The sequence below is a fragment of the Bacillus sp. 005/A4HT-01/001 genome (assembly GCF_004634445.1).
Lineage (GTDB): Bacteria > Bacillota > Bacilli > Bacillales > Bacillaceae > Bacillus > Bacillus altitudinis.
In genome coordinates, this window is the sequence record NZ_SEIZ01000001.1 from 45,060 (window position 1) to 67,297 (window position 22,238).

Annotated in this window: 21 protein-coding genes and 4 pseudogenes; 4 read left to right on the forward strand and 21 right to left on the reverse strand. The window is 41.4% G+C overall.

Translation table 11 applies throughout. The annotated features are described in order from the left end of the window. Position 1: 1 nt before the first annotated feature. A complete protein-coding gene (locus ES896_RS00305) occupies positions 2–409 on the reverse strand; it encodes a DoxX family protein (protein ID WP_135226211.1) in 408 nt (135 codons plus the stop codon). A 200-nt stretch (positions 410–609) separates the two neighbouring features. Between ES896_RS00305 and ES896_RS00310 the strand changes: the two genes are divergently transcribed. Beyond that, entirely contained in the window at positions 610–1,599 is a 990-nt protein-coding gene (locus tag ES896_RS00310; protein WP_041091811.1) for a Gfo/Idh/MocA family protein, read from the forward strand. A 55-nt stretch (positions 1,600–1,654) separates the two neighbouring features. Here ES896_RS00310 and ES896_RS00315 read toward each other — a convergent pair whose 3' ends face one another. The 9 genes and pseudogenes from ES896_RS00315 to ES896_RS20515 form a co-directional block, all read right to left on the reverse strand. Continuing rightward, positions 1,655–2,179: a type 1 glutamine amidotransferase domain-containing protein gene (locus ES896_RS00315; RefSeq protein WP_008344162.1), complete on the reverse strand. Its 525-nt coding sequence runs from the start codon at positions 2,177–2,179 to the stop codon at positions 1,655–1,657. A 90-nt stretch (positions 2,180–2,269) separates the two neighbouring features. Next, positions 2,270–3,223, reverse strand: a complete 954-nt coding sequence (locus tag ES896_RS20480) for a methyl-accepting chemotaxis protein (RefSeq protein WP_375803961.1) — start codon at positions 3,221–3,223, stop codon at positions 2,270–2,272. Next, a pseudogene (locus tag ES896_RS20485) lies at positions 3,215–4,258 on the reverse strand (HAMP domain-containing protein); the annotation flags it as partial. The pseudogene ES896_RS20485 and the gene ES896_RS20480, both read right to left, overlap by 9 nt. Positions 4,259–4,627: 369 nt before the next feature. Beyond that, positions 4,628–5,575 (reverse strand): methyl-accepting chemotaxis protein, encoded by a 948-nt coding sequence (locus tag ES896_RS20490; protein ID WP_370539194.1) that lies wholly within the window; start codon positions 5,573–5,575, stop codon positions 4,628–4,630. Then, a pseudogene (locus tag ES896_RS20495) lies at positions 5,567–6,604 on the reverse strand (HAMP domain-containing protein); the annotation flags it as partial. The gene ES896_RS20490 and the pseudogene ES896_RS20495, both read right to left, overlap by 9 nt. A gap of 176 nt (positions 6,605–6,780) precedes the next feature. Further along, the gene (locus ES896_RS20500; RefSeq protein ID WP_370529239.1) at positions 6,781–7,731 is read right to left on the reverse strand and encodes a methyl-accepting chemotaxis protein; all 951 of its coding nucleotides are present in this window, start codon (positions 7,729–7,731) and stop codon (positions 6,781–6,783) included. Next, a pseudogene (locus ES896_RS20505) lies at positions 7,726–8,769 on the reverse strand (HAMP domain-containing protein); the annotation flags it as partial. The pseudogene ES896_RS20505 and the gene ES896_RS20500, both read right to left, overlap by 6 nt. Positions 8,770–8,895: 126 nt before the next feature. Then, positions 8,896–9,846, reverse strand: a complete 951-nt coding sequence (locus ES896_RS20510; RefSeq protein ID WP_370529240.1) for a methyl-accepting chemotaxis protein — start codon at positions 9,844–9,846, stop codon at positions 8,896–8,898. Beyond that, a pseudogene (locus ES896_RS20515) lies at positions 9,838–10,887 on the reverse strand (cache domain-containing protein); the annotation flags it as partial. The pseudogene ES896_RS20515 and the gene ES896_RS20510, both read right to left, overlap by 9 nt. Before the next feature lie 156 nt (positions 10,888–11,043). Here ES896_RS20515 and ES896_RS00340 point away from each other — a divergent pair. Further along, on the forward strand, positions 11,044–11,784 hold the full coding sequence (locus ES896_RS00340; protein ID WP_008345763.1) for a protein-glutamine gamma-glutamyltransferase: 741 nt from the start codon (positions 11,044–11,046) through the stop codon (positions 11,782–11,784). A 21-nt stretch (positions 11,785–11,805) separates the two neighbouring features. Here the strand turns inward: ES896_RS00340 and ES896_RS00345 are convergent, their stop codons facing one another. The 6 genes from ES896_RS00345 to ES896_RS00370 all read right to left on the reverse strand — a co-directional run bounded on the left by ES896_RS00345 (position 11,806) and on the right by ES896_RS00370 (position 15,983). Beyond that, the gene (locus ES896_RS00345; protein ID WP_017358966.1) at positions 11,806–12,054 is read right to left on the reverse strand and encodes a hypothetical protein; all 249 of its coding nucleotides are present in this window, start codon (positions 12,052–12,054) and stop codon (positions 11,806–11,808) included. A gap of 24 nt (positions 12,055–12,078) precedes the next feature. Further along, the gene (locus ES896_RS00350) at positions 12,079–13,110 is read right to left on the reverse strand and encodes a nitronate monooxygenase (protein WP_135226213.1); all 1,032 of its coding nucleotides are present in this window, start codon (positions 13,108–13,110) and stop codon (positions 12,079–12,081) included. Positions 13,111–13,124: 14 nt separating this feature from the next. Beyond that, on the reverse strand, positions 13,125–13,526 hold the full coding sequence (locus ES896_RS00355) for a secondary thiamine-phosphate synthase enzyme YjbQ (RefSeq protein ID WP_007500538.1): 402 nt from the start codon (positions 13,524–13,526) through the stop codon (positions 13,125–13,127). 135 nt (positions 13,527–13,661) lie between these two features. Then, a complete protein-coding gene (locus tag ES896_RS00360) occupies positions 13,662–14,954 on the reverse strand; it encodes a hemolysin family protein (protein WP_007500537.1) in 1,293 nt (430 codons plus the stop codon). Between the two features lie 48 nt (positions 14,955–15,002). Next, complete coding sequence (locus tag ES896_RS00365) at positions 15,003–15,677, reverse strand: zinc metallopeptidase (protein WP_024719711.1); 675 nt, start codon at positions 15,675–15,677, stop codon at positions 15,003–15,005. Between the two features lie 81 nt (positions 15,678–15,758). Beyond that, the gene (locus ES896_RS00370) at positions 15,759–15,983 is read right to left on the reverse strand and encodes a YuzI family membrane protein (protein WP_008345775.1); all 225 of its coding nucleotides are present in this window, start codon (positions 15,981–15,983) and stop codon (positions 15,759–15,761) included. Between the two features lie 126 nt (positions 15,984–16,109). Between ES896_RS00370 and ES896_RS00375 the strand changes: the two genes are divergently transcribed. Next, complete coding sequence (locus ES896_RS00375; protein ID WP_017358964.1) at positions 16,110–17,096, forward strand: potassium channel family protein; 987 nt, start codon at positions 16,110–16,112, stop codon at positions 17,094–17,096. Here the strand turns inward: ES896_RS00375 and ES896_RS00380 are convergent. The 5 genes from ES896_RS00380 to ES896_RS00400 all read right to left on the reverse strand — a co-directional run bounded on the left by ES896_RS00380 (position 17,093) and on the right by ES896_RS00400 (position 21,795). Further along, positions 17,093–17,494 carry a YugN-like family protein gene (locus tag ES896_RS00380; protein ID WP_008345780.1) on the reverse strand — a complete coding sequence of 134 codons (402 nt, stop codon included), beginning with the start codon at positions 17,492–17,494 and terminating at the stop codon, positions 17,093–17,095. The two genes, ES896_RS00375 and ES896_RS00380, sit on opposite strands and share 4 nt — an antisense overlap. 29 nt (positions 17,495–17,523) lie before the next feature. Further along, on the reverse strand, positions 17,524–17,742 hold the full coding sequence (locus ES896_RS00385; protein WP_008345782.1) for a spore germination protein: 219 nt from the start codon (positions 17,740–17,742) through the stop codon (positions 17,524–17,526). Positions 17,743–17,857: 115 nt separating this feature from the next. Continuing rightward, on the reverse strand, positions 17,858–19,213 hold the full coding sequence (locus ES896_RS00390) for a glucose-6-phosphate isomerase (RefSeq protein WP_135226214.1): 1,356 nt from the start codon (positions 19,211–19,213) through the stop codon (positions 17,858–17,860). A 126-nt stretch (positions 19,214–19,339) separates the two neighbouring features. After that, the gene (locus tag ES896_RS00395) at positions 19,340–20,512 is read right to left on the reverse strand and encodes an iron-containing alcohol dehydrogenase (protein ID WP_058213663.1); all 1,173 of its coding nucleotides are present in this window, start codon (positions 20,510–20,512) and stop codon (positions 19,340–19,342) included. 119 nt (positions 20,513–20,631) lie between these two features. After that, on the reverse strand, positions 20,632–21,795 hold the full coding sequence (locus ES896_RS00400) for an iron-containing alcohol dehydrogenase (RefSeq protein ID WP_017358962.1): 1,164 nt from the start codon (positions 21,793–21,795) through the stop codon (positions 20,632–20,634). 144 nt (positions 21,796–21,939) lie between these two features. Here ES896_RS00400 and ES896_RS00405 point away from each other — a divergent pair, with 144 nt between their 5' ends. After that, positions 21,940–22,176 (forward strand): DUF378 domain-containing protein, encoded by a 237-nt coding sequence (locus ES896_RS00405; RefSeq protein ID WP_008345792.1) that lies wholly within the window; start codon positions 21,940–21,942, stop codon positions 22,174–22,176. Positions 22,177–22,238 lie beyond the last annotated feature (62 nt).

Consider the following 22,238-nt stretch of genomic DNA (forward strand, 5'->3'; position numbering starts at 1 on the left):
ATCATCTTTTTGTGATCATTGTTTTAGCTTTTTTTTCATGTTTCGCAATGGACATGGCCCATCCAATCAAAATCGGTTGTCCGATTAATCTCATCCATAACAAGGCTTGTTCTGTGCTCTCTTGCCCTGGAAATGGAATCCCTTCTCTCGCAGCAAATAGGTTCGCAGGGAAAATGAGCACCAGATAGACAGCGATCATTTTTGCTGCCACAATCCTTACGTTTGGAAGAAGCAGTAATACGGCCAGCAGCCATTCCAAGCATGCGGTGGCATAAATGATGCCATAGGGAAATGGCCATCCAGACATCATGCGGGCAAAGCCGCTTGGCTCTATCACATGAAAAACACCGGCTGCTATAAATAAAAGCGCGAATGCGTATGTACTTCCTATATGTAGGATGCGCTTCATGTTCGTTTCCTCCTCCCTCCTTCTCAAGTATTACCCGAATGAAGGAGGAAACTATCCACTTTTCGTACATTTATATTCTTTATGTAAGACGCATCAGCTAAGGTAAAGGTTTCATCCGCTTTTCAATAAAAAAGAAGATTCTTTCATACAAACGCTTTCAAAGCATGTATAATCAGAGAAAAGCAGAAGGAGGGAATGTGATGATTCGATTTGCTGTCATCGGAACGAATTGGATTACAGATCGATTCTTACAGGCTGGTGAAGGAGTGGCGGATTTTACATGTACGGCCGTCTATTCTCGGTCTGCTGAAAAAGGACAGGCATTTGCAGACAAGTATGGCATTGATACCGTCTTTACTAATTTACAACAAATGGCGGCAAGTGATGCGTTTGATGCTGTGTATATCGCAAGTCCAAACGCCCTTCACAAAGAGCAAGCGATGCTGATGATGGCGCATCAAAAACATGTATTATGTGAAAAACCATTGGCCTCTCACCGGAAAGAGGCTGAAGAAATGATTGCTGCTGCGAAAAAATATCAGGTGTGCTTAATGGAAGCGATGAAGACCACATTTCTGCCGAATTTTCTTCAAATCAAACAGCATCTTGATCAACTAGGCCCCATTCGGCAAGTGATCGCTCATTACTGTAAATATTCCTCAAGATACGATGCCTACCGAAACGGTGAGATTCCAAATGCTTTTAAGCCGGAATTATCCAATGGCTCCTTAATGGACATCGGCGTGTATCTTGTCTTTCCCATCATTTATTTATTCGGGCTGCCACATCAAATCACCGCGAGAGGCTATACACTTTCTTCTGGAGTAGATGGGAGCGGTTCATTACTTTTACAATATGAAGGACATCAAGCACTTCTTTTCCATTCAAAAATCTCAACATCTCATGTATCTGCTGAAATTCAAGGGGAGGATGCCACGATGGTGATTGATCAATTCCATCGCCCTTCTCGTATCATCATCCATGATCGGAATGGACAGCAAACCGATATTTCTCTCAAAGATGATCAACCTGCTATGTATTATGAAATCGATCACTTCATTCAATGCATCAAGCAAAAAAAGGGACAGTCTCCAATCAATACATTTGCCTTATCCGTTCAAACCATGTCCGTCATGGACGAGGCGAGAAGACAAATGGGCATTATCTATCCAGCCGACAGACAAATGTAATGAGGCATTGAATGAACAAAGGGCGTTTTACAGCCCTTTGTTTGTTCATGTGAATCTAGTTTGCCGCTAATACATCGGCAAATGCTTTCACATATGGCGGAAGGTCCGGCGGGCGTCTGCTAGATACAATATGACCATCTGTCACAACCGCTTCATCAAACCATTCTGCTCCAGCATTCGTCATATCATCTTTAATACCAGGTGTACTCGTTACTTTTTTACCTTTCAGGATACCAGCTGAAATGAGCACCCAGCCGGCATGACAGATTTGTCCGATCGGTTTGCCCTTTGCATCAAACGTACGAACGATGTCTAATACTTCTGGATATCGGCGCAGTTTATCGGGCGCCCATCCCCCAGGAACGAGAACCGCATCATAATCATCTGCTTGAATGGAATAGAAGTCTGCATCTGATACAGCCGGCACTCCGTACTTCCCGATATATTCATGATCTGCTTTTTCGCCTACGAGATGGACAGTTGCCCCCTCTTCTCTTAATCGCAAAACGGGATACCATAGCTCTAAATCTTCAAAATCATCACTGACTAACGCAATGACCTTCTTATTTGATAAACGCATAACATCTCTCCTTTTCTTCGGATTTCCTCTATTGTACGAGATCATCTCTTAAAAAGAAAAGCGGTTCCCCTTGAGGAGAACCACTTTCTATTATTCACTGATCTTGAATTTTTTAATTAAGTCACGCAATTCTTCCGCCATTTGGGAAAGCGTCGTCGAAGAAGAACTAATCTCTTCCATTGATGCCAGCTGTTCTTCTGCTGATGCCGCGATATCTTGAATACTTGCTGAACTCTCTCTCGATACATCTGCAATTTCATTCACTGCTTTAGAAATTTGCTCAGATCCTTTTGAAAGCTCACGAACTGTCGTATTCATTTCATTGATTCTTGTCGCAATTTCTGCCGTTTGCTGATTGATTTGTGAGAAGCTTTCTTTTGTTTGGTCTGTAATTGATAGACCATTTTTTACTTCTTCATTCACAGATTTGAACATATTTTGAGACGTTTCAATTTCAGAGACAATTTCTTTGACGAGTTTTTCAATCTCTTTTGCAGAATCTGATGATTGAACCGCCAGCTTACGGACTTCTTCTGCTACAACCGAGAAGCCTCTGCCTGACTCGCCCGCACGTGCTGCTTCAATGGCTGCATTCAGAGCCAGTAAATTCGTTTGATCTGCTATACCGTTAATGACACCTAAAATGTTGGTGATATCTTTTGATTTATGCTCTAATCCGTTGATCACACTTTCAGCTTCTTTCACTGAATGATCAATCGTTTTCATTTGGCCAACTGTCTGTTCAACAAGCTGTCCGCCTGTTTCTGCGACTTTTTTTGATTGAACCGATGATTCTGTAATGACATCAGATGTTTGTGCAACTTCATTTAGCCCTTCGTTCATTTGTTTCAAGTGGGCTGCACTTTGTTCCACCATTTCACTTTGATTTTCGTTTCCGTTCGAGAATGTTTCAATGGATGATGTAATATGTTCGGTTGCTTTTGTCGTTTGACCTGCACTTGCCGTCAGTTCTTCCGACGATGACGCCACGTTTTCAACAGATGTCTGTACAGCTTGGATCACATCTCTGAGTGACTCACTCATTTCATTAAAACTTGTACCGAGCTGACCAATCTCATCCTTTGACCGGACATCAATTTTCTCTGTTAAATCTCCTTCGCTAATCTTCTTAGAAGAGGAGACAAGCATGGAAAGTGGTTTTGTAATAGAACGGATGATAAAGAAGATGAGAATACCGCCAATGATGAGCGCACCAGCTAATATAATGGCCGCCATGTTGAAGACTGGCTGCGCCGCTTCTTCTACTTCACTGACAAACATTGTACCGGCAATTTTCCAACCAGTCGCTTTGTTTGTTGTGAACTCCATTTGCTTTTCTTTCCCTTCAAACATATAACTCATTGAACCTTTGTCTTGTGTATAAAGCTTGTCTACCCAATCACCTGTTAATTTTGTTCCTGCTTTTTTCGTTGGATGTGCCACGTATGTTCGATCTGGGCTTCCGATAAAAGCATGACCTTCTTTACCAATATTGATACTATTAGACTCTTTTACTAGATTCGCAATGTCCAGGTTCATGGCAATAACACCAGAACCGTCCTCTAGTTTTTTAGAAATCGTCACAACAAGTGTACCAGTTGATGCGGTTGGGTATGGAGCGGAAACAGACAGCTCACCGTTTTTCGCCCAGCCATCTTTGTACCAATCCCGCTCAGTTGCGACATAATCAGCAGGCATTTTTTGATTTGGATATCTTGAGAACACTTTTCCATCACTTGAAGCAACAAAGATGCCTTCTGTGTCATCATTCATGCTCATGAATTGCTCAAAGCGCCCTTGAATATCAGTCGTTCCTTTTTGCCCCAGCTTTTTCTTCGTAATCCATTTGCTAAAGAAATCGGCTGCGTCTGTTTTTACTTTCACAACCTTCGTAATGTTTTTGTCCAGCTGTTCTACATTTTCCTTTGCACTTTGCATGATTTGATCATTTAAAGAGGTGCTCGCCGTATGATATGAAGAGAATGCCAATACGATAATTGGGCATAAAAGAATAAATAAGAAAGAGAAAACGAGCTTTTTTGATATAGATGGTTTTTTGAAATACTGTATGAAATTCATAAAAAAGAAAACTCCTTTTAGTAAGATAGTATATATATCGGAAGTACTACTAGGTTCTTTACTTTTTTAATTTATTAAAGTCTAGATAAGTCCAAAATACCCAAATTATGTGCAAAAAACGGAAAAACACCTGACGTCAAAACGTCAGGTGTTCCAAATTATTGACAAAGGGCTAAAATGAATTTGATTTTAGCCCTTTTCTTCTTTTCAGAGTGATAGAAAACCTTTCCAGCCCTAGGAAGGACGAGTACTGGCGCGGAGCGAATTTGAATTCGTGAGCACCAGCACGCAGGACTGACACCGAATGCGAGGGTTTGTCTACACGCTGAAACACCTGACGCCAAAACGTCAGGTGTTCCACTATGACTCTTATATTTTAAATTGTTTGATGAGCTCTCTCAGTTCTTCTGCCATTTGGGATAAAGTGGCGGAAGATGAGCTGATCTCTTCCATTGATGCCAGCTGTTCTTCTGCTGAAGCCGCAATATCTTGGAAACCTGCGGAACTTTCACGTGAAAGCTCTTTGATTTGATTGACTGCTTGTGAAATATCGTTTGAGCCATGAGAAAGTTCTTGGGCTGATCCATTCATTTGTTTCATTTGTTCTGTCATTTCTGATGTCTTATGGGTGATTTTCTCAAAACTCACTTTCGTTTCATCTGTAATGTTTAATCCAGATTGAACTTCACCTGCTACTTGTCTAAACATCTTCTGCGACTTTTCAATTTCATCTACGATTTCGTTCGTCAGACTTTCAATTTCTTTTGAAGAGCTACCTGATTGCTCTGCAAGCTTGCGAACTTCTTCAGCGACCACAGAGAAGCCTCTTCCTGCCTCACCTGCACGTGCGGCTTCTATCGCTGCATTTAAAGCAAGGAGGTTCGTCTGATCTGCAATGCCGTTGATAACTCCAAGAATGCTTGTAATGTCCTTAGATTTCTGTTCTAGCCCTGCAATCACAAGCTCCGCTTCTTTCACTGCTTGTTCAATCGTTTGCATTTGACCTGCTGTTTTTTGAACGAGCTCTCCACCAGCCTGAGCGGTTTTGCTAGACTCGATAGATGATTCCATCATATGAGAAGTCGTGTTGACCATATGTGATAAGCTTCGATCCATGTCGTTTAACTGGACAGAGCTTTTTTCGATCATCTCATTTTGATGTTCATTGCTGTTTGAAAACTGTTCAATAGATGAGGTAATATGCTCAGTTGCTTGGGCTGTCTGTCCTGCACTAGCTGTTAATTCTTCAGATGAGGCAGCAACATTTTCAATTGAATTCTGGACGGCTTGAATGACTTGTTTCAGCTTTGCCGACATATCGTTAAAGCTCTGTGCAAGCTTGCCGATTTCATCGTGTGTGCGCACCTCGATATGCTGGGTGAGATCCCCCTGACTGATTTTCTCAGCCGATTCAGAGAGCTCTATGAGTGGTTTTCGAATCGATTTAATAATAAAATAAATCGCGATTCCACCGATGACAATCGCAGCAGCTAGGATGATCATGGTTAAGTCAAGCACTGGCTGTGCGGCTTCCTTCACTTCGTTGACATACATTGTTCCCGCAAGCTTCCAGCCTGTCGCTTCATTTGTGTCATAAAACATTTGCTTCGGCTGTCCGTTAAATTCATATTCGAAACTTCCTTTTTTATTGTGATACATCTTTTCGATGAAATCGCCTGTCAGTTTCGTCCCGGCCTTTTCCGTTTTATGAGCAATGTAACGTTGGTCTGAGGTAGCGACAAACGCATAACCTTCTTGACCAATTTTGATGCTGTTTGTATCTTTCACAATCGTGTTCAATCGTACATTTATACCAATGACACCAGAACCATCTGCTAACTGTTCTGATATTGTGATGAGCAGGTCATCTGATGACTTGTCTGTAAAAGGATCTGAAATGATGAGTTTGTCATCTCCCATTGATTGTTGAAACCATGGTTCATTTTTTGCGCTTTTGGCACTGCCTTTATGAATCTCGGAATATTCAGTTAGTTTACCATTCTGATCTGCAACAAATACTTCTACGACATCGTCGTCTGTTTCCGATAGTTGCTCTAATTTCACCTTAAGTAAATCCTTATTTTTAGAGGCCAGTTCCTTTTTTTTCACCGATTTAGATAAATATGAAACAATATCAATTTTAGGCTGTACATCTTTATTGATCAATTCATTTAATTGATTCACACCATTTGCAGCGCTAGACATAATCTCATCATTGAGAGACTTAGACGCCACTTCATAGGAAAATGCGGCCAACACAAGAATGGGCACTAGGAGAATCGCTAAGAATGCAGTAATTAATTTCTTTGACATCGTAAAGTGCTTAAAAAAGTTGATTTTTTTCATGACTCTACTCCTTTTGGTTTATGATTTGGGATCATCCCCCTCTATTTTTAGGTAATACGGATTATTTTTCAAGGTGTAATGCTCGAAAACTCACCAAAATAAGCACATTTACCTATTTCTTTCGTTATATTCAGTTCAAAAAAGAACCCCCTAGCTGGAGGTTCTTTTCATTTTGTTTATTCGACTTTAAATTTGCTAATCAAATCACGTAATTCTTCTGCCATTGAAGAAAGGGTGGCAGAGGATGAGCTGATCTCTTCCATTGATGCCAGCTGTTCTTCAGCTGAAGCGGCAATGTCTTGAATATTGGCGGAGCTTTCACGTGATACGTCTGCAATTTCACGGACAGCCTCAGAAACATGTGCAGATCCTTTTGACAGCTGGACAACTGTTCGATTCATTGTTTGGAGCTGATCTGAGATTTCTTTGGTCATGTCGAAAATATTGTGGAAGCTGACTTTCGTTTGTTCAGTAAAGCTTAAGCCTGATTGAACTTCTTGATTTACTGCTGTGAATACTTCTTGTGATACATCAATATCTTGAACGATTTCTTTGATTAAGTTTTCAATTTCTTTCGCTGAGTTGGCAGATTGAACAGCAAGTTTTCTTACTTCTTCTGCTACAACGGAGAAGCCTCGACCAGATTCGCCAGCTCTTGCTGCCTCAATCGCTGCATTCAGCGCAAGTAAATTCGTTTGATCTGCGATGCCATTAATGACACCAAGAATCTGGGTGATATCTTTTGATTTGCTTTCCAGCGCACTGATGACATTCTCTGCTTTTTTCACTGATTGATCAATCACGTTCATTTGAGAAGCGGTTTTTTCCACTAGCTGTCCGCCTTCTCCTGCAATCTCTGTTGATTTGATGGATGAAGCGGTAATCGATTCAGCCGACTCATTCATGTGCTGAAGGCCTCTGTTCATTTCTTCTAACTCTTCTGAGCTTGATTCCACTTTATCATTCTGGCTTTCGTTACCAGTAGAGAATTGTTCAATGGCTAATGTAATATGCTCTGTTGCTTTACTTGTTTGTCCTGCGCTTGCGGTCAGTTCTTCTGATGAAGAAGCGACATTTTCAACAGAGGTTTGGACGGCGCCAATGAGGGATCTTAATGAGTCAATCATCGTATTAAAGCCTTTACCAACTTGTCCTATTTCATCATCTGATTGAATCTGAAGTTTATCACGTAAATCACCATCGCTGACCTTTTTCGAGAAACGGGCAAGATTGGATAATCTACTTGAAATAGAGCGGACAATAAAGAAGATGAGGGTTCCTGCTACGATCAGTGTCACACTGAACACAATAATGGCAGTATTGAAAACGGGTTTAGCTGCATCCTCTACTTCTGATACGAGCATCGTGCCGCCGATTTTCCAGCCGGTTAGTTCATTGGTGACATACGCCACCTTTTTATCTGTTCCATTGAGTGTATAGCTGCCGTTTCCTTGTTTGTTTTTAAAAATAATGTTCGCCAAATTCTCATTGACTTTGCTTCCTGGCTTTTGGGTTGGATCTGCTAGCACGGTTTTATCCTTCTCCATGATGAAAGCATATCCTTTTTGACCTATTTTAATTTCTTTTAGCTTTTGAATGAGGCTGTCAATTTCCATATCAAGACCAATTACCCCTGAGCCATCTTTCGTTTTTTGGGCAATGGTGATGACCATTTTACCTGTAGATGCTGCGATATATGGCTTCGTTATGACTTGTTTACCATCAGCACTCATGGCCTCTTGATACCATGGACGCTCTCTTGGATCATAGCCTTCAGGCATTTTTTGAACTGGGTATTGCATGAACAAGCCCTTTTCTGAACCTGCATAAATGGCTGAGACATCTTTTTCATTAATTTTTCCGTATTGCTGCAATTCTTTAATGGTAGCTTTTCTATTTTTTTCTTGAAGATTAACCGCTTTGAGATCATCTGTAAACAGAGTCACAGCCTCTGCCTTGTTCCCAATATTCTCATCGATTAAGGTATCAAATGCATTGACCTGACTCATCGCACTGCCCATAATCTGTTTGTCTAACTCTGTTTTTGATGTAAAAAATGCACTGATTGTGAGTGCGACGGTTGGCAGTATGAGGACTACCAAAAAGGCAATAACTAATTTTTTAGAAATGGATGGTTTTTTGAACCATTGGATCATTTTTCCCATTTTCTCTTTCCCCCTTTACTTCTCTAAAGTTATTATCGGATGAAAGGTTTATTTTTAGAGGGCTGGAAATGACGTTTAAAAATAAAAAAAATACCCAGACAATTCTGGATATTTTTTCATCGTTTTTTAATCAATTTTAAATTGACTTGTCAGCTCTTTTAGCTCCTCAGCCATATTGGCAAGTGTGACAGAAGAGGACGAAATTTCTTCCATAGATGCCAATTGTTCTTCAGCAGATGCCGCAATATCTTGAATGTTCGCCGCACTTTCTCTTGAAACTTGACGCATTTCCTGCATGGCTTGTGACACAAGTTTTGATCCGCTTGATAGGTCAACCGCTGTATCATTTAATTGAGTGAGCTTTTTCGACATACCTTCTGCCGCCTCATAGATGTTTTGGAAGCTTTCTTTTGCTTCTTCTGTCATCCCAAGTCCTGCATTTACTTCTCGGTTAACAGCTTTGAACATCTCTTGAGATTTGGAAATTTCCAACACAATTTCTTGGATCAGCTTTTCAATTTCTTTCGCTGAATCTGCGGATTGGACCGCTAGTTTTCTGACTTCCTCTGCTACGACAGAGAAGCCGCGCCCTGATTCACCTGCTCTTGCTGCTTCAATGGCTGCATTGAGTGCAAGTAAATTCGTTTGATCTGCGATGCCATTAATGACATTTAAAATGCTCGTAATATCTTTAGACTTGTATTCTAATTCTTTCATGACTTGTTCTGCTTCTTGTACAGATGTGTCGATATGTTTCATTTGATTCGCTGTGCTTTCAACGATACGTCCGCCTTGTCCAGCCGCTTCTGTCGATTGAATGGAGACAGCAGTCACTTCTGATGAAGTTTGTGACATACCTTGTAATCCTTCATTCATTGCGACAAGCTGATTCGTGCTAGATTCGACTTTCTCATTTTGTGCTTCATTCCCATTTGAGAATTGTTCAATCGACATGGTGATATGCTCTGTCGCCTGACTTGTTTGGCTGGCACTAGCAGTCAGCTCTTCTGAAGCTGAAGCCACATTGTCGACAGATTGCTGGACCGCTCGAATAACTTCACGCAAAGATTCACTCATCTTACTAAAGCTTCTTGTGAGGTCTCCTATTTCATCCTTCGATTTGGTTTCGAGGGTTTCCGTTAGATCCCCTTCACTCACCTTTTCTGAGAAATCAACAAGCCTTCTAAGTCCAATTGTGATGGAGCGAACGATAAAGAAGATCGCAATACCGCCAAGGATAAAAGAAGAAATTAAAAGAATAATGGCAGAATTCCAAACTGGCTGTGCTGCTTCTTCTGTTTCTGATACAAACATCGTTCCAGCAATTTTCCAACCTGTTAAATCATTTGTCACAAAAACGAGGCGTTTTTGCTCTCCTTTATTCTCATAAGTTGATGTTCCTTCTTTGCCGCTGTAAAGGATTGATGAAATATTTTCAGTCACTGCAGAGCCTGATTTTTCTTCTGGGTGAGCTACAATCTGTTTGTTTTTATTTGCAATAATTGGATATCCTTCTCGTCCAATTTTAATATCTTTGATTTTATCGACGATATCTTGAACATCAATATCAATCCCAATGGCTCCCGACCCGTCCTTCAGACGCTGAGCGATTGTGACAACCATGCCGTTTGTTGTGGCAGAGATGTATGGATTGGTGACCACAGGTTCGCCTTTTTCGTCCTGCATCGCCGCTTTATACCAATCACGAGTTGTTGGATCATAGCCTTTTGGCATGTCCACTTTAGGGAACTGAATAAAATCACGATTTTTACTTGCTGCATAAAATCCAACTACATCATCTTCATTGATTTTACTGTATATCTCAAAATGCTCATACAGTTCGTCCTGGTTTTTCTTTTTAAAGTCTGCAGCACTGGATGTTTCGGTAAACAGTTTGACTGCGTTCTCCTTATTCAAGAGCTTTTGCTCGATCATGTCATTCAGCTCATTGACTCTTGCGTTGGCTCCGTACATGATTTCATGATCTAATTCTTCTTTGGCAATCTGATATGAAATCGTACTGAGTGTAATGATAGGCAAGACGAGAACAAGTGTGAATGAAATAATCAGCCTTTTAGAAATCGATGGTTTTTTCAACCATTTTATGATACTTTTCATGTTTTTCCTCCTTTTAAACGTTATGTTTTATATCGGACAGCTTCATATTATTTTCATGTTTTTCAAATAAAAAGGATGCCTTTTTGTTTATTTTCACAAATTGATTCCTTGCCCAAGCATCCCGCATACGCTAATACAAAAGGGGGCGCTTTTCATATGATTATCCTTTCAGGACAGCCAGTGACAAATGAGCAGCTGGCATCGTTTCAGCTAGAAGGACAAAAGCGGATCATTTTGATGCAATTACAAGCCTCAAATGATACGTTCCGTTATAGGCAGGCATCTGATTTGTTATTTGAGGTGACTTTACGATCGAATATCATGAATGCGGCAAGAGATTTGAACAAGAGCGGTGCCTCATTTGCTATCTTTCAAAGGTCCCGTGCGAATGACGCCTATTGGCGTGTATCAGAGGCCGGAGCGTTAGAACTGCGCTATCAAGTCGAGCCATCTACGGGGATTAAAGACATCTTTGAAAATGGCTCAAAATATGCCTTTGAATGTGCCACAGCGATTGTCATTGTGTTTTATATGGGAGTCCTGCAAACGGTAGGAGACGAGAAGTTCAATCGAAGACTTAGAAGTTTAACGCTGTATGACTGGCACTATGATACATTATCCATTTATACAGAGCGCGGAAATGATTTTATTTATGGGGATTGCCTATATTTCGAGAATCCAGAGTTTAGCTATCAACAGTCTCAATGGCGCGGAGAAAATGTGATTTACTTAGGGGAAGATCAATATTATGGGCATGGGCTTGGGATCTTAACAGCTGCAGAGATTATCGATAAATTAAATGCCAGAAGACGGCCAGGGGCTGTTCAGTCCGCTTATTTACTGCCGCAGACTACTAGGATGGATGTTATTTATCTCAGGCAAATGTTTGGTAGCTAAAAAGGGCCTCTTGTCTATAGGTTATGACAAGGGGCCTTTGTATGCCTTGCGTTTGCGGTAATCATGGAGCGTGCCAAGCATTGTGTTTGCTAGGATTTCCATTTCTTCTAGATCGTTTCTTGTGACTGGAGGGTCGTGCTGATTCCATTTGACATAACGAACGAAATAGTAATGACGAATGGGGGTAAGGACGGCAGGGGAGTGCGGAAAATCATCAAATAGAAATTCAATTTGTCCTTTTTTCCGATATGAATGTTTTAAGATTTCCATCCTGTCACACCACCCATTATCAAATTATTTCTGCGTGAGTTCATGCATGATCTCTTCAACGGTTAAAATCGAGAGAATGCGGCCAACCCCCTGACCTGCCCAAAGAGCCATTTGTTCTCGGTTTCCTGCAGCAGCTGCCGCTTTTCGCATCGGTGTTGTCCATACATGCTGTATGGGATAGGGGAGAACCCGGTCTTCATTTCGTCTTTCTTCCTCCATCCACTGATTGACAATACCTCTGGCTTTTTTTCCAGAGAAAAGCCGTGTCATCGCTGTTTCACTGCCTTCTGCCTGTAACAGCGCCTTTTTGTACACATCTGCCGCAGCACTTTCTTGACTCGCTAAAAATCGTGTCCCTATTTGAACCGCATCTGCTCCAAGTGCTAGTGCTGCGCTCATAGTGGCCCTGTCTGTGATCCCTCCAGCGGCGATCAATGGGATATGACAGACGGATCTGACATCACTGATCAGGCAGAAAAGCCCTTGCAGAGCATCTCCCTTTGAAGGTAAGAAGGTACCTCGGTGCCCTCCTGCTTCGCTTCCTTGAAGAACAATGGCATCCATTCCTTTTTCTTCTAAAAGTAGTGCTTCTTCTTTTGTTGTAGCTGTTCCAATGAGAAAGATCCCCTTTTGTTTCAGGTGATGAATTGTTTGTTCGTTTGGACAGGCAAATGTAAACGACACAGCTGGGACTTCTTCTTCTTGAAGAATGTTGATTTTTTGTTCATAGTCCTTCCATAATTCTTCCTCGCTAGGGATCATCTGTGCTTCTGGAATGACAGGTAGCCGATCTGTCCAAAATGATACATCTTCTGTTTTCGTTTCTGAAATGGGTTCAGGGACAAACACATTCACTTGAAATGGACGAGATGTCAGCTGTTTGACCTGTCTGATTTGTTGCCTCATCTTTTCAGGCTGTACATAACCACTTGCTAAACTGCCGAGACCGCCATATTGTGAAACAGCAGCGACAAGCTGCGGCGTCACCGCTCCTCCTGCCATTGGTGCTTGAATGATGCCATGTTCAATTTGAAGTAACGCTGTGAATTCTCCCATCTTCTCCCCCGCCCTTACTCGTTAGATGACACCTGTACATAAAAGTGACGATGTCTCGGTCCGTCAAACTCACAAAAATAGATTCCCTGCCACGTTCCAAGCACAAGATCACCATGATGGACAAGAACATGCTGAGATGCTCCCATATAACTAGCTTTCATATGCGCTGCTGTGTTGCCTTCCATATGACGATCTTTTGGATGTTCCCACGGAAAGACTTCGTCAAGCCGGCGCAGCATATCTCGTTTGACGTCTGGGTCGGCATTTTCATTAATGGTGATTCCAGCCGTCGTATGTGGACAATAGACCATAACCGTTCCGTTTTGAATCCCAGTTTCCCGGACATATTGCTGAACTTCATGGGTAATGTCTATCATGTCATCGTGTTTGTCTGTTTGTACATTGATTTTTTTCATTTCTCTGCTCCTTTTGATCATCTCTATAAAACCATACCCTTTTTATGTGAAACCAATCACTGCCGGTTGGCAGAAACAAATCTTCTTACCTAAAGTTTACCAAGCAAAAAAACCTCGTCAATAGCTCCGAGGTTTTTAGGAAAAGTGAACCTTTTTTACTTCTATGGTTCGAATATGATGATCTTCTGCATCGACGATTTTAAATTCACAGCCTTCTGCTTCAATGATATCTCCAATGTCAAAGTCAATTTTATGCGTCATCATCCAACCGGCAATTGTATCAACATCATCATTTTCAATCGCTAAATCCAATAAATCATTTACTTCATCGATCAAAGCTTTCCCATCCATCACATAATGAAAGTCACCTTTTTTCACAATATGAGGGGTTTCATCTTGATCATATTCGTCCCGAATCTCCCCCACAATTTCTTCTAATATGTCTTCAACTGTGACGAGACCAGCTGTTCCGCCGTATTCATCTACAAGCACCGACATATGAATCCGTTCCTTTTGCATCAAAATCAGCAGTTCTTGAACTGGTGTACTTTCAATGACACGAATGACAGGGCGCATTAAGTCTTCAATGGACACCTCTTGATTAAGAAAACTTGCTTTAAATACGTCTTTGCTATTGATCACACCAATGACATGATCTTTATCTTCTTTAATGACAGGATAACGTGTATACCTTTCGTTCAGCATATAATGCGTCACGTCTTCCAGGCTCTGTTCAATTTCAATGGCAGAGATTTCTGTGCGCGGGATCATGATCTCTCTCGCCACTCGGTTATCAAATTCAAATATTTTATTGACATATTTGTATTCAGATTGGTTGATCTCGCCCTTTTCGTAGCTTTCAGACAGGATGAGACGCAATTCTTCCTCACTGATCGCCACTTCATGTTCTTTGACAGAATGAAAACCAAATAATTTCACAATGCCTCGTGCAGCCCCATTTAATGCTTTAATAAACGGATACATGACTTTATAGAAAAAAATAAGAGGTTTTGCCGTCACAAGACTGACGGCTTCTGCCTTTTGAATGGCAATCGTTTTGGGAGCAAGTTCCCCAACGACAACATGCAAAAACGTAATGATCACAAAGGCAATGATAAACGATATGATGTCTGTCAAAGCGGAATGAAGCCCTGCCTTTTCAAAAAGCGGATGCAGGAAATGTTCCACTGTCGGCTCCCCTAACCACCCTAAGCCTAATGCCGTGATGGTAATACCAAGCTGACAGGCAGATAAATATTCATCAAGGTTGGTTGTCAGTTTCTGAACATGAATGGCTCTCTTATCACCGCTTTCAATCAGCTGATTGATTTTTGAGCCTCTAATTTTCACAATCGCAAATTCAGTGACAACAAAAAATGCTGTCGCAGCAATGAGTAATAGGACTAAAAATACGTTTAAAATATACAAAAAAACCCTTACCTAACACGGGTAAGGGCTCACCTCCTCTGGCGTCAATTAATCATTACGGCCATTTAGGAAGATCATTACAAAACGGAGCAATTCAAACAGGGAGACAAGGGCCGCTGCTACGTACGTAAGAGCTGCGGCATTTAACACCTTGTTCACGCCTCTTTCTTCACTGCTTCTAATGATTCCTTCTGAAACAATGATATTCTTTGCACGAGAACTTGCGTTAAACTCAACAGGCAATGTCACTAGCTGAAAGAACACAGCAGCTGAGAACAAAACGATCCCAAGCCCGATTAAGTTAAGGCTGCCGAGCAATAATCCACCTAGGAAAAGAAGCGGGGCAACACCAGATGCAAAGTTCACGACAGGGAAAATCTTATGTCTCAAGACAAGCGCACCATAGGATTCCTGATGCTGCAAGGCATGTCCAACCTCGTGTGATGCGACTGAAATGGCCGAAATGGAATGGCCATAATACACTGGTTCAGATAAACGAACCACACGCTGCGTCGGGTCGTAATGATCAGTCAAAGTTCCTCTTACCGGTTCAACGGGTACGTCGTATAACCCGTTGCGATCTAAAATATATCGAGCGGTTTCAGCACCTGTTTTCATACTGGCAGCTTCAACCTTTGAATACTTTTCAAAATTATTCTTTACTTTAAATTGTGCCCAAAAAGACAATCCCAATGCGGCAAATGTTAAAAAATAAAAAAACAGCATGCTCATCAGCTTCCTTTTTATTTTATATATTTATTTACAATTTTAATGACTTTTATGTAACGTGTACAGCAAAAAGCACTAGGTCTTTTTAAGGGGAATCACTACACCAATGAAAAAGAAGAACATTCCGATGCATGCTGTATAAAATGTCACCGTTCCATATAGGTCTTGAAAAAAACGAAGCCACGAGAAATCATTCATGAAATGGTTCACCGCATTTAAATCAAACACGAGTAAAATCACCGCAGATGATAAAAAGTGGGCGCCGATAAAAAGAAGTACGGTCTTTTGAACAAACGACATTCGCATTCCCTCCTTCTTCTCTCTTATTTTAAGATATGGGTTCTATTTCAATACATGACGATGATGAAAAATTGTTTCCTAATCGGGCATACTGACATTAGCAGTCTCCCTGAAAGGACGAGTTCGATGAAATCAAACCGTATCTTCATTGCCTGGCTAAGATGGCCTCTTTATGTTCGCATTGCGATCATCATCTGTTTCTTGCTTCTCTTTTTTGGACAATTAATCGTCATACTTGAACCAAAGCAGTATCATACGATCTTTGATGGGATCTGGTGGGCTCTCATTACAGTCGCGACGGTAGGCTATGGTGATTTTGTGCCGCAAACCATACCCGGACAAATCGCAGGTATGGCGCTGATTCTGATCGGGGCAAGCTTTGTAACGGCTTATTTTGCCACGCTTGCTGCCGCTGTATTTAGCAAACAGCACCATTATGTAGAGGGGAAGGTGGCTTTCAAGGGGAAGGGACATCTCATCATTGTCGGCTGGAATGAGAAAACGAACAAACTGCTTCAATCGTTTCAAACCATTGATCCCGCCATGCCGATTGTACTCATTGATGATTCCTTAAAGGAAGGACCTCTTTTAGAGAATGTCCATTTTATTAAAGGCCATGGTACAGAGGATGCCACACTTCGCAGAGCAAATATTATGAGTGCTGATACATTGATGATTACCGCCGACCAGCATGAAAATGAAGTGACGGCTGATATGCAGAGTGTCTTAACCTTGCTTGCGGCAAAAGGATTAAATCCTTCGTTATATTGTTTAATTGAAATTTTAACCGATCGCTATGTGAAAAATGCTGAGCGGGCTGGAGCCAATCAAGTCATCCATACTTCTGATGCCGTGAATCATTTAATGGTGGAGCATTTTCTTTTAAAAGAACAGCTCATGGCGTTAAAAATCAAAAGAAACATGACCCTCCATAAACAGATCACCATCATTCCAGTACCGGCTTCATTAGCTGGAGAGACATTCTTAACGGCACTTCATCACTTTCTAGAGCACCATGTCATCATTGTAGGCGTACAAAAAAAAGAAGGACCCATGATGAATCCTCCTTTTGGATATGAGCTTCATCCAGAGGATGAGCTGATCAGCTTTTAAAGCAGTGCATCTTCTAATTCTTTGACGAGTGAAAAGCCAATTTCGGCATAAGCCTTTGACACATCTCCGTCTTTCTCTTTCGGTTCTTGGAATTGGTTAAAAGATGCCCCTACATTTCCAACCATCGCATGGTCATCTAATTTATCTTGATAGACATGCTTTAAGAGAAATGGATGTCCCATTTTCACCACAACGCCTGGCTGATCCAGCTGTCCTTTCTCGGCTGTAAACGGAACTCTGAGAAAGGTATAGCCGTCACGGTTGTCAATTTTATAATCAAAATATCCATGATCATAATCCCAATTCCCATTAATGACATATCCGAGCGGCTTCATGTTTTCTTCTAAATGGTACAGTGAAAAGCTTTCACCAGTTAGCCTAGATGGTACATGAATCATACAGAACCCTCCTTTTTGTATAGGGTTCGTTAAAGAGAGGAATTCATACATTTGCCTTTCGTGATTTGCACATTGTTTGTAAATGCGGCATCAAATAAGGCCTGGCTGGATGATGCATTTGTCTCGTTCGCACTGCCCGCTCCTGATGTTTCTTTCGTAGCACTCATTGGACAAATCCGCCCAACATTCCCAAAATTAACGATGGCCTGCCCGGAAATGTCATGGATATAAATATGATTTGTTCTCATCGCTTCATCAACCTCCTCCATTGATTATTCTATGTACAGAGCTTAGGGAGGCTTGCACTGACACCATGAGAACATAAAAAAAGGCACACCTTATGAAAAGATGTGCCTTTTATTCTTATGATTGGTTGAGACGGCTCTCAAGTTCTGCCTTTTTCTCTTCGAAGCCCGGTTTTCCTAATAAAGCAAACATGTTCACTTTATACGCTTCTACTCCAGGTTGGTCGAATGGATTGACGCCTAGTAAATACCCAGACATCGCACATGCTTTTTCGAAGAAGTACACGAGATATCCGAATGTATAAGCATCCATTTCAGGAATCGTCACAATCAGGTTCGGTACTTTCCCATCAGTATGAGCAAGCATTGTGCCTTCAAATGCTTTTTTATTGACGAAATCAACCGTTTTTCCTGCAAGATAGTTTAACCCATCAAGGTCTTGTTCTTCTGCTTCGATGACAAGTTCATGTCGTGGCTTGTCTACATTCACAATGGTTTCAAACAAGTCTCTTCTTCCTTCTTGTACATATTGACCAAGTGAATGAAGATCCGTTGAGAAGTTGGCAGATGAAGGATAGATTCCTTTTTCATCTTTCCCCTCACTTTCACCGAATAACTGCTTCCACCATTCTGCAAAGTATTGTAATCCTGGCTCATAGTTAATCAGCATTTCAATTGTCCGTCCTTTATTGTAAAGAACATTACGAACAACCGCATATTGATAAGCCGCATTTTCTGAGAGCTCAGATGAAGCGAAGTCTTCACTTGCTTTCGCAGCACCTTCCATCATTTGATCAATGTCTGCACCGCTTACAGCGATTGGCAATAGACCAACTGCTGTTAAGACGGAATAGCGTCCGCCGACGTCATCAGGGATGATAAATGATTCATAGCCTTCTTCAGTTGCTAATGTTTTGAGTGCCCCGCGTGCCTTGTCAGTTGTCGCATAGATGCGTTTTTTCGCTTCTTCAGCACCATATTTTTCGATAAGGAGCTTTTTAAAGATACGGAACGCAATGGCTGGCTCTGTTGTTGTACCAGATTTTGAAATCACGTTAATGGAGAAATCGGCATCTTCTAGCAGATCGATTACATCTGTTAAATAAGAAGAACTGATGTTGTTTCCAATAAAGATGATTTGCGGTGTTTTGCGTTTGCCTTTTGGCAAAGTATTATAGAAAGAATGGTTTAAAAACTCAATGGCCGCACGTGCCCCAAGATAAGATCCACCAATTCCAACAACGAGTAATACATCAGAATCAGATTTAATCTTTTCAGCACTTTTTTGAATGCGGGCAAATTCTTCGCGATCATATTGCTTCGGTAAGTCAACCCAGCCTAAATAATCACTGCCAGCACCCGTTTGTTCATGAATATTATGATGGGCCACCTTCACAAAATCTTTTAAATATGTAAGCTCATGTTCTTGAAAGAAAGGTAACGCTTTCGAGTAGTCAAATTGAATATGTGTCATCGCTTGTAAGCCCTCCATTACGTTAGTTCTGTCCCTTTCACTTTAGCGGAACTAGCTATTGAAATCAAGTGATCGTCATTGATGCAGCAAAAAGCCGCTCCTCATGAAGAGAAGCGGCCATCCAAATTATAGAGAAGCTTTCAAAATCGCTAAAATGTCATCACGGCCAAGTTTCATAAAGTTACCAAAACCACCATATTCCATTTCTTTTGCTGCGATGTCAGCAATTTTGTCCAGTTGATCTTCACCAATATCATAATCCGCTAAACGGCTCGGTGCACCGAGGCTTGTCCAGAAGGCTGACAGCTTGTCGATTCCTTCTAATGCGATGTCACGATCCGATTTTCCTTCTGTCTCAATGTCAAACATGTTCAACATGAGGTTTTTAAAACGTTCGACATTATGATCAAGTGTATGACGCATCCAGTTTGGGAAGAGGATCGCAAGTCCACCCGCATGCGGAATGTCATAAACAGCTGATACTGCATGCTCAATCGTATGTGATGCCCAGTCGCCAAAATAGCCCATTTGCAGCGTGCCATTTAAAGCAATCGTTCCTGCATAAAGGATGGTTTCACGGTGCTCATAGTTTTGTAAGTCTTCAAGTAGCTTTGGCGCTGTCTCGATGACTGTTTGAAGAACAGCAAAACACATCCGATCTTGTAAAGGCGTGTTTTTGACATTATGGAAATATTGTTCAAATACATGGCTCATCATATCAACCATGCCATACACCGTTTGATTCTCTGGCACAGAATATGTGTGCTCAGGATCTAAAATTGAAAAAGCAGGGTGCGTGACTGAACTGCCCCACACGTACTTTTCATTTGTTTCCCAGTTCGTGATCACAGAATCCGGGTTCATTTCTGAGCCTGTCGCTGCAAGTGTCAATACTGTGCCAAATGGCAGTGCTTTTTGAGCGGTCGTTTTCTTTGAAATAATATCCCAAACATTCCCGTCATATTCAGCTCCAGCTGCAATGGCTTTTGTACAGTCGATGACACTTCCCCCACCAACTGCTAATAAGAAATCAATGTTCTCATTTTGGCAAATGTCGATCCCTTTTTGCACTGTAGTGAGGCGAGGGTTCGGTTCAACTCCTGACAGTTCAAATACGTCAGCCTCTGCTTCATTTAAAGTGCTGATGACCTTATCATAAAGACCATTTTTCTTAATACTGCCTCCACCATATACAAGAAGCACTCGCTTTCCATAACGAGCGAGTTCGCTTTTTAGTCCGTCTAGTTGTCCTTTTCCAAACATTAATTTCGTTGGATTATAGTAAATAAAGTTCTCCATCTGTTCTACATCTCCTTAAAACATATATATCCAAAAACATGAAAGACTACTGTAACATATGTACATGCAGAACTCAAAAAAGATAACTGCTTAAAAGCAGCTATCTTTTCCATGTTCGATTATAAAGAAGCGTTTAGAATAGCTAGAACATCTTCCTTGTTCAGCTTTTTAAATTGGCCAAATTCACCACGTGCCATTGCACGGTCTGCAATCAGATCAATTTTCTCATCGTTGATGTCATAGTCAGCTAAACGGTTTGGTGCTCCTAAACTTGTCCAGAAAGCAGAAAGTTTTTCGATTCCTTCTAAGCCAACTTCTTCGTCTGTTTTGCCCGCAGGGTCTACATCGAATACACGCACTGCTAATTGTTTGAAGCGACCTGGGTTTTCTTGAATGACATGTTTCATCCAGTTCGGGAACAAGATCGCAAGTCCGCCTGCATGAGGGATGTCATACACCGCGGATACCGCATGCTCAATATTGTGAGATGCCCAGTCTCCGCGTGCGCCCATTGAAAGCATTCCATTCAGTGCAATGGTGCCTGTGAATAAAATCGTTTCACGAAGCTCATAGTTTTCCAAATCATTGATCAGCTTTGGTGCTGTTTCAATGACCGTACGAAGAAGTCCTTCACACATACGATCTTGGTAAGGTGTATTCTCCGTGTGATGGAAATATTGTTCAAACACGTGAGACATCATGTCGACCATGCCATAAATCGTATGGTTTTTTGGCACAGTAAATGTATTGACTGGGTCAAGAATAGAGAATTTAGGGAAGACAGCTGGACTGCCCCATCCGTATTTCTCATTTGTTTCCCAGTTTGTGATGACTGAGCCAGAGTTCATTTCAGAACCTGTCGCGGCAAGTGTTAATACTGTACCAAATGGGATGGCTTCCATTGGGACATGCTTACGAGTGACGATATCCCAAGCATCTCCATCGTATTTCGCACCAGCTGCAATCGCTTTGGTTGCGTCAATGACACTACCGCCGCCGACTGCCAAAATAAAATCAATTTGGTTCTCTTTGCAAAGCTCAACCCCTTTTCTAACTGTTGTTAAGCGCGGGTTTGGCTCAACACCAGCAAGCTCAGTGATTGCAGCTCCTGATTCTTTTAAAATGCTGACAACTTGGTCATAAAGGCCATTTCGTTTAATGCTGCCTCCACCATATACAAGCAATACGTTTTTTCCGTAGTGTTTTAGTTCATCTGAAAGGGCTGATACTTCTCCCTTTCCAAAAATTAATTTCGTTGGGTTCCAATAAGTAAATCGATCCATGTGATCTCCTCCTCGCGCTACATTATGCGCCTCTTTCTTTCCAAAAGTAAAGTAATTTGCTTTCATCCATTTTCTTACGCATAGTTTGGCTAAAAATCTGCAAAATATAAATGTATTGATACTGTAGCGAAAGGAGGAATCACGATGAGTGCTATTCAGCGTATTGCCCTCGTGCTCACGATTATCGGTGCTATTAACTGGGGACTAATCGGCTTTTTTCAATTTGACTTAGTAGCAGCGATCTTTGGCGGTCAAGGTGCTGCATTATCACGTATTATTTATGGTCTTGTTGGAATTGCAGGCCTTGTCAATCTTGGTCTGTTGTTCAAACCTAGTGAAGAAGCTGTCCGCCGTGACGAGCCAAATCCAGAGGTCCGCTAATGAAAAAGACATAAAAAAAGACTGCCTATGAGGCAGCCTAAGGCACCGTTTGAAGCGGTGCT

Bases quoted from the DNA above. Each gene is read 5' to 3' on its own strand.
- ES896_RS00305 (WP_135226211.1), bottom strand. From the start codon at position 409: ATGAAGCGCATCCTACATATAGGAAGTACATACGCATTCGCGCTTTTA.
- ES896_RS00310 (WP_041091811.1), top strand. From the start codon at position 610: ATGATTCGATTTGCTGTCATCGGAACGAATTGGATTACAGATCGATTC.
- ES896_RS00315 (WP_008344162.1), bottom strand. From the start codon at position 2,179: ATGCGTTTATCAAATAAGAAGGTCATTGCGTTAGTCAGTGATGATTTT.
- ES896_RS20480 (WP_375803961.1), bottom strand. From the start codon at position 3,223: ATGAGTGAGTCACTCAGAGATGTGATCCAAGCTGTACAGACATCTGTT.
- ES896_RS20490 (WP_370539194.1), bottom strand. From the start codon at position 5,575: ATGTCGGCAAAGCTGAAACAAGTCATTCAAGCCGTCCAGAATTCAATT.
- ES896_RS20500 (WP_370529239.1), bottom strand. From the start codon at position 7,731: ATGATTGACTCATTAAGATCCCTCATTGGCGCCGTCCAAACCTCTGTT.
- ES896_RS20510 (WP_370529240.1), bottom strand. From the start codon at position 9,846: ATGAGTGAATCTTTGCGTGAAGTTATTCGAGCGGTCCAGCAATCTGTC.
- ES896_RS00340 (WP_008345763.1), top strand. From the start codon at position 11,044: ATGATTATCCTTTCAGGACAGCCAGTGACAAATGAGCAGCTGGCATCG.
- ES896_RS00345 (WP_017358966.1), bottom strand. From the start codon at position 12,054: ATGGAAATCTTAAAACATTCATATCGGAAAAAAGGACAAATTGAATTT.
- ES896_RS00350 (WP_135226213.1), bottom strand. From the start codon at position 13,110: ATGGGAGAATTCACAGCGTTACTTCAAATTGAACATGGCATCATTCAA.
- ES896_RS00355 (WP_007500538.1), bottom strand. From the start codon at position 13,526: ATGAAAAAAATCAATGTACAAACAGACAAACACGATGACATGATAGAC.
- ES896_RS00370 (WP_008345775.1), bottom strand. From the start codon at position 15,983: ATGTCGTTTGTTCAAAAGACCGTACTTCTTTTTATCGGCGCCCACTTT.
- ES896_RS00375 (WP_017358964.1), top strand. From the start codon at position 16,110: ATGAAATCAAACCGTATCTTCATTGCCTGGCTAAGATGGCCTCTTTAT.
- ES896_RS00380 (WP_008345780.1), bottom strand. From the start codon at position 17,494: ATGATTCATGTACCATCTAGGCTAACTGGTGAAAGCTTTTCACTGTAC.
- ES896_RS00385 (WP_008345782.1), bottom strand. From the start codon at position 17,742: ATGAGAACAAATCATATTTATATCCATGACATTTCCGGGCAGGCCATC.
- ES896_RS00390 (WP_135226214.1), bottom strand. From the start codon at position 19,213: ATGACACATATTCAATTTGACTACTCGAAAGCGTTACCTTTCTTTCAA.
- ES896_RS00395 (WP_058213663.1), bottom strand. From the start codon at position 20,512: ATGGAGAACTTTATTTACTATAATCCAACGAAATTAATGTTTGGAAAA.
- ES896_RS00400 (WP_017358962.1), bottom strand. From the start codon at position 21,795: ATGGATCGATTTACTTATTGGAACCCAACGAAATTAATTTTTGGAAAG.
- ES896_RS00405 (WP_008345792.1), top strand. From the start codon at position 21,940: ATGAGTGCTATTCAGCGTATTGCCCTCGTGCTCACGATTATCGGTGCT.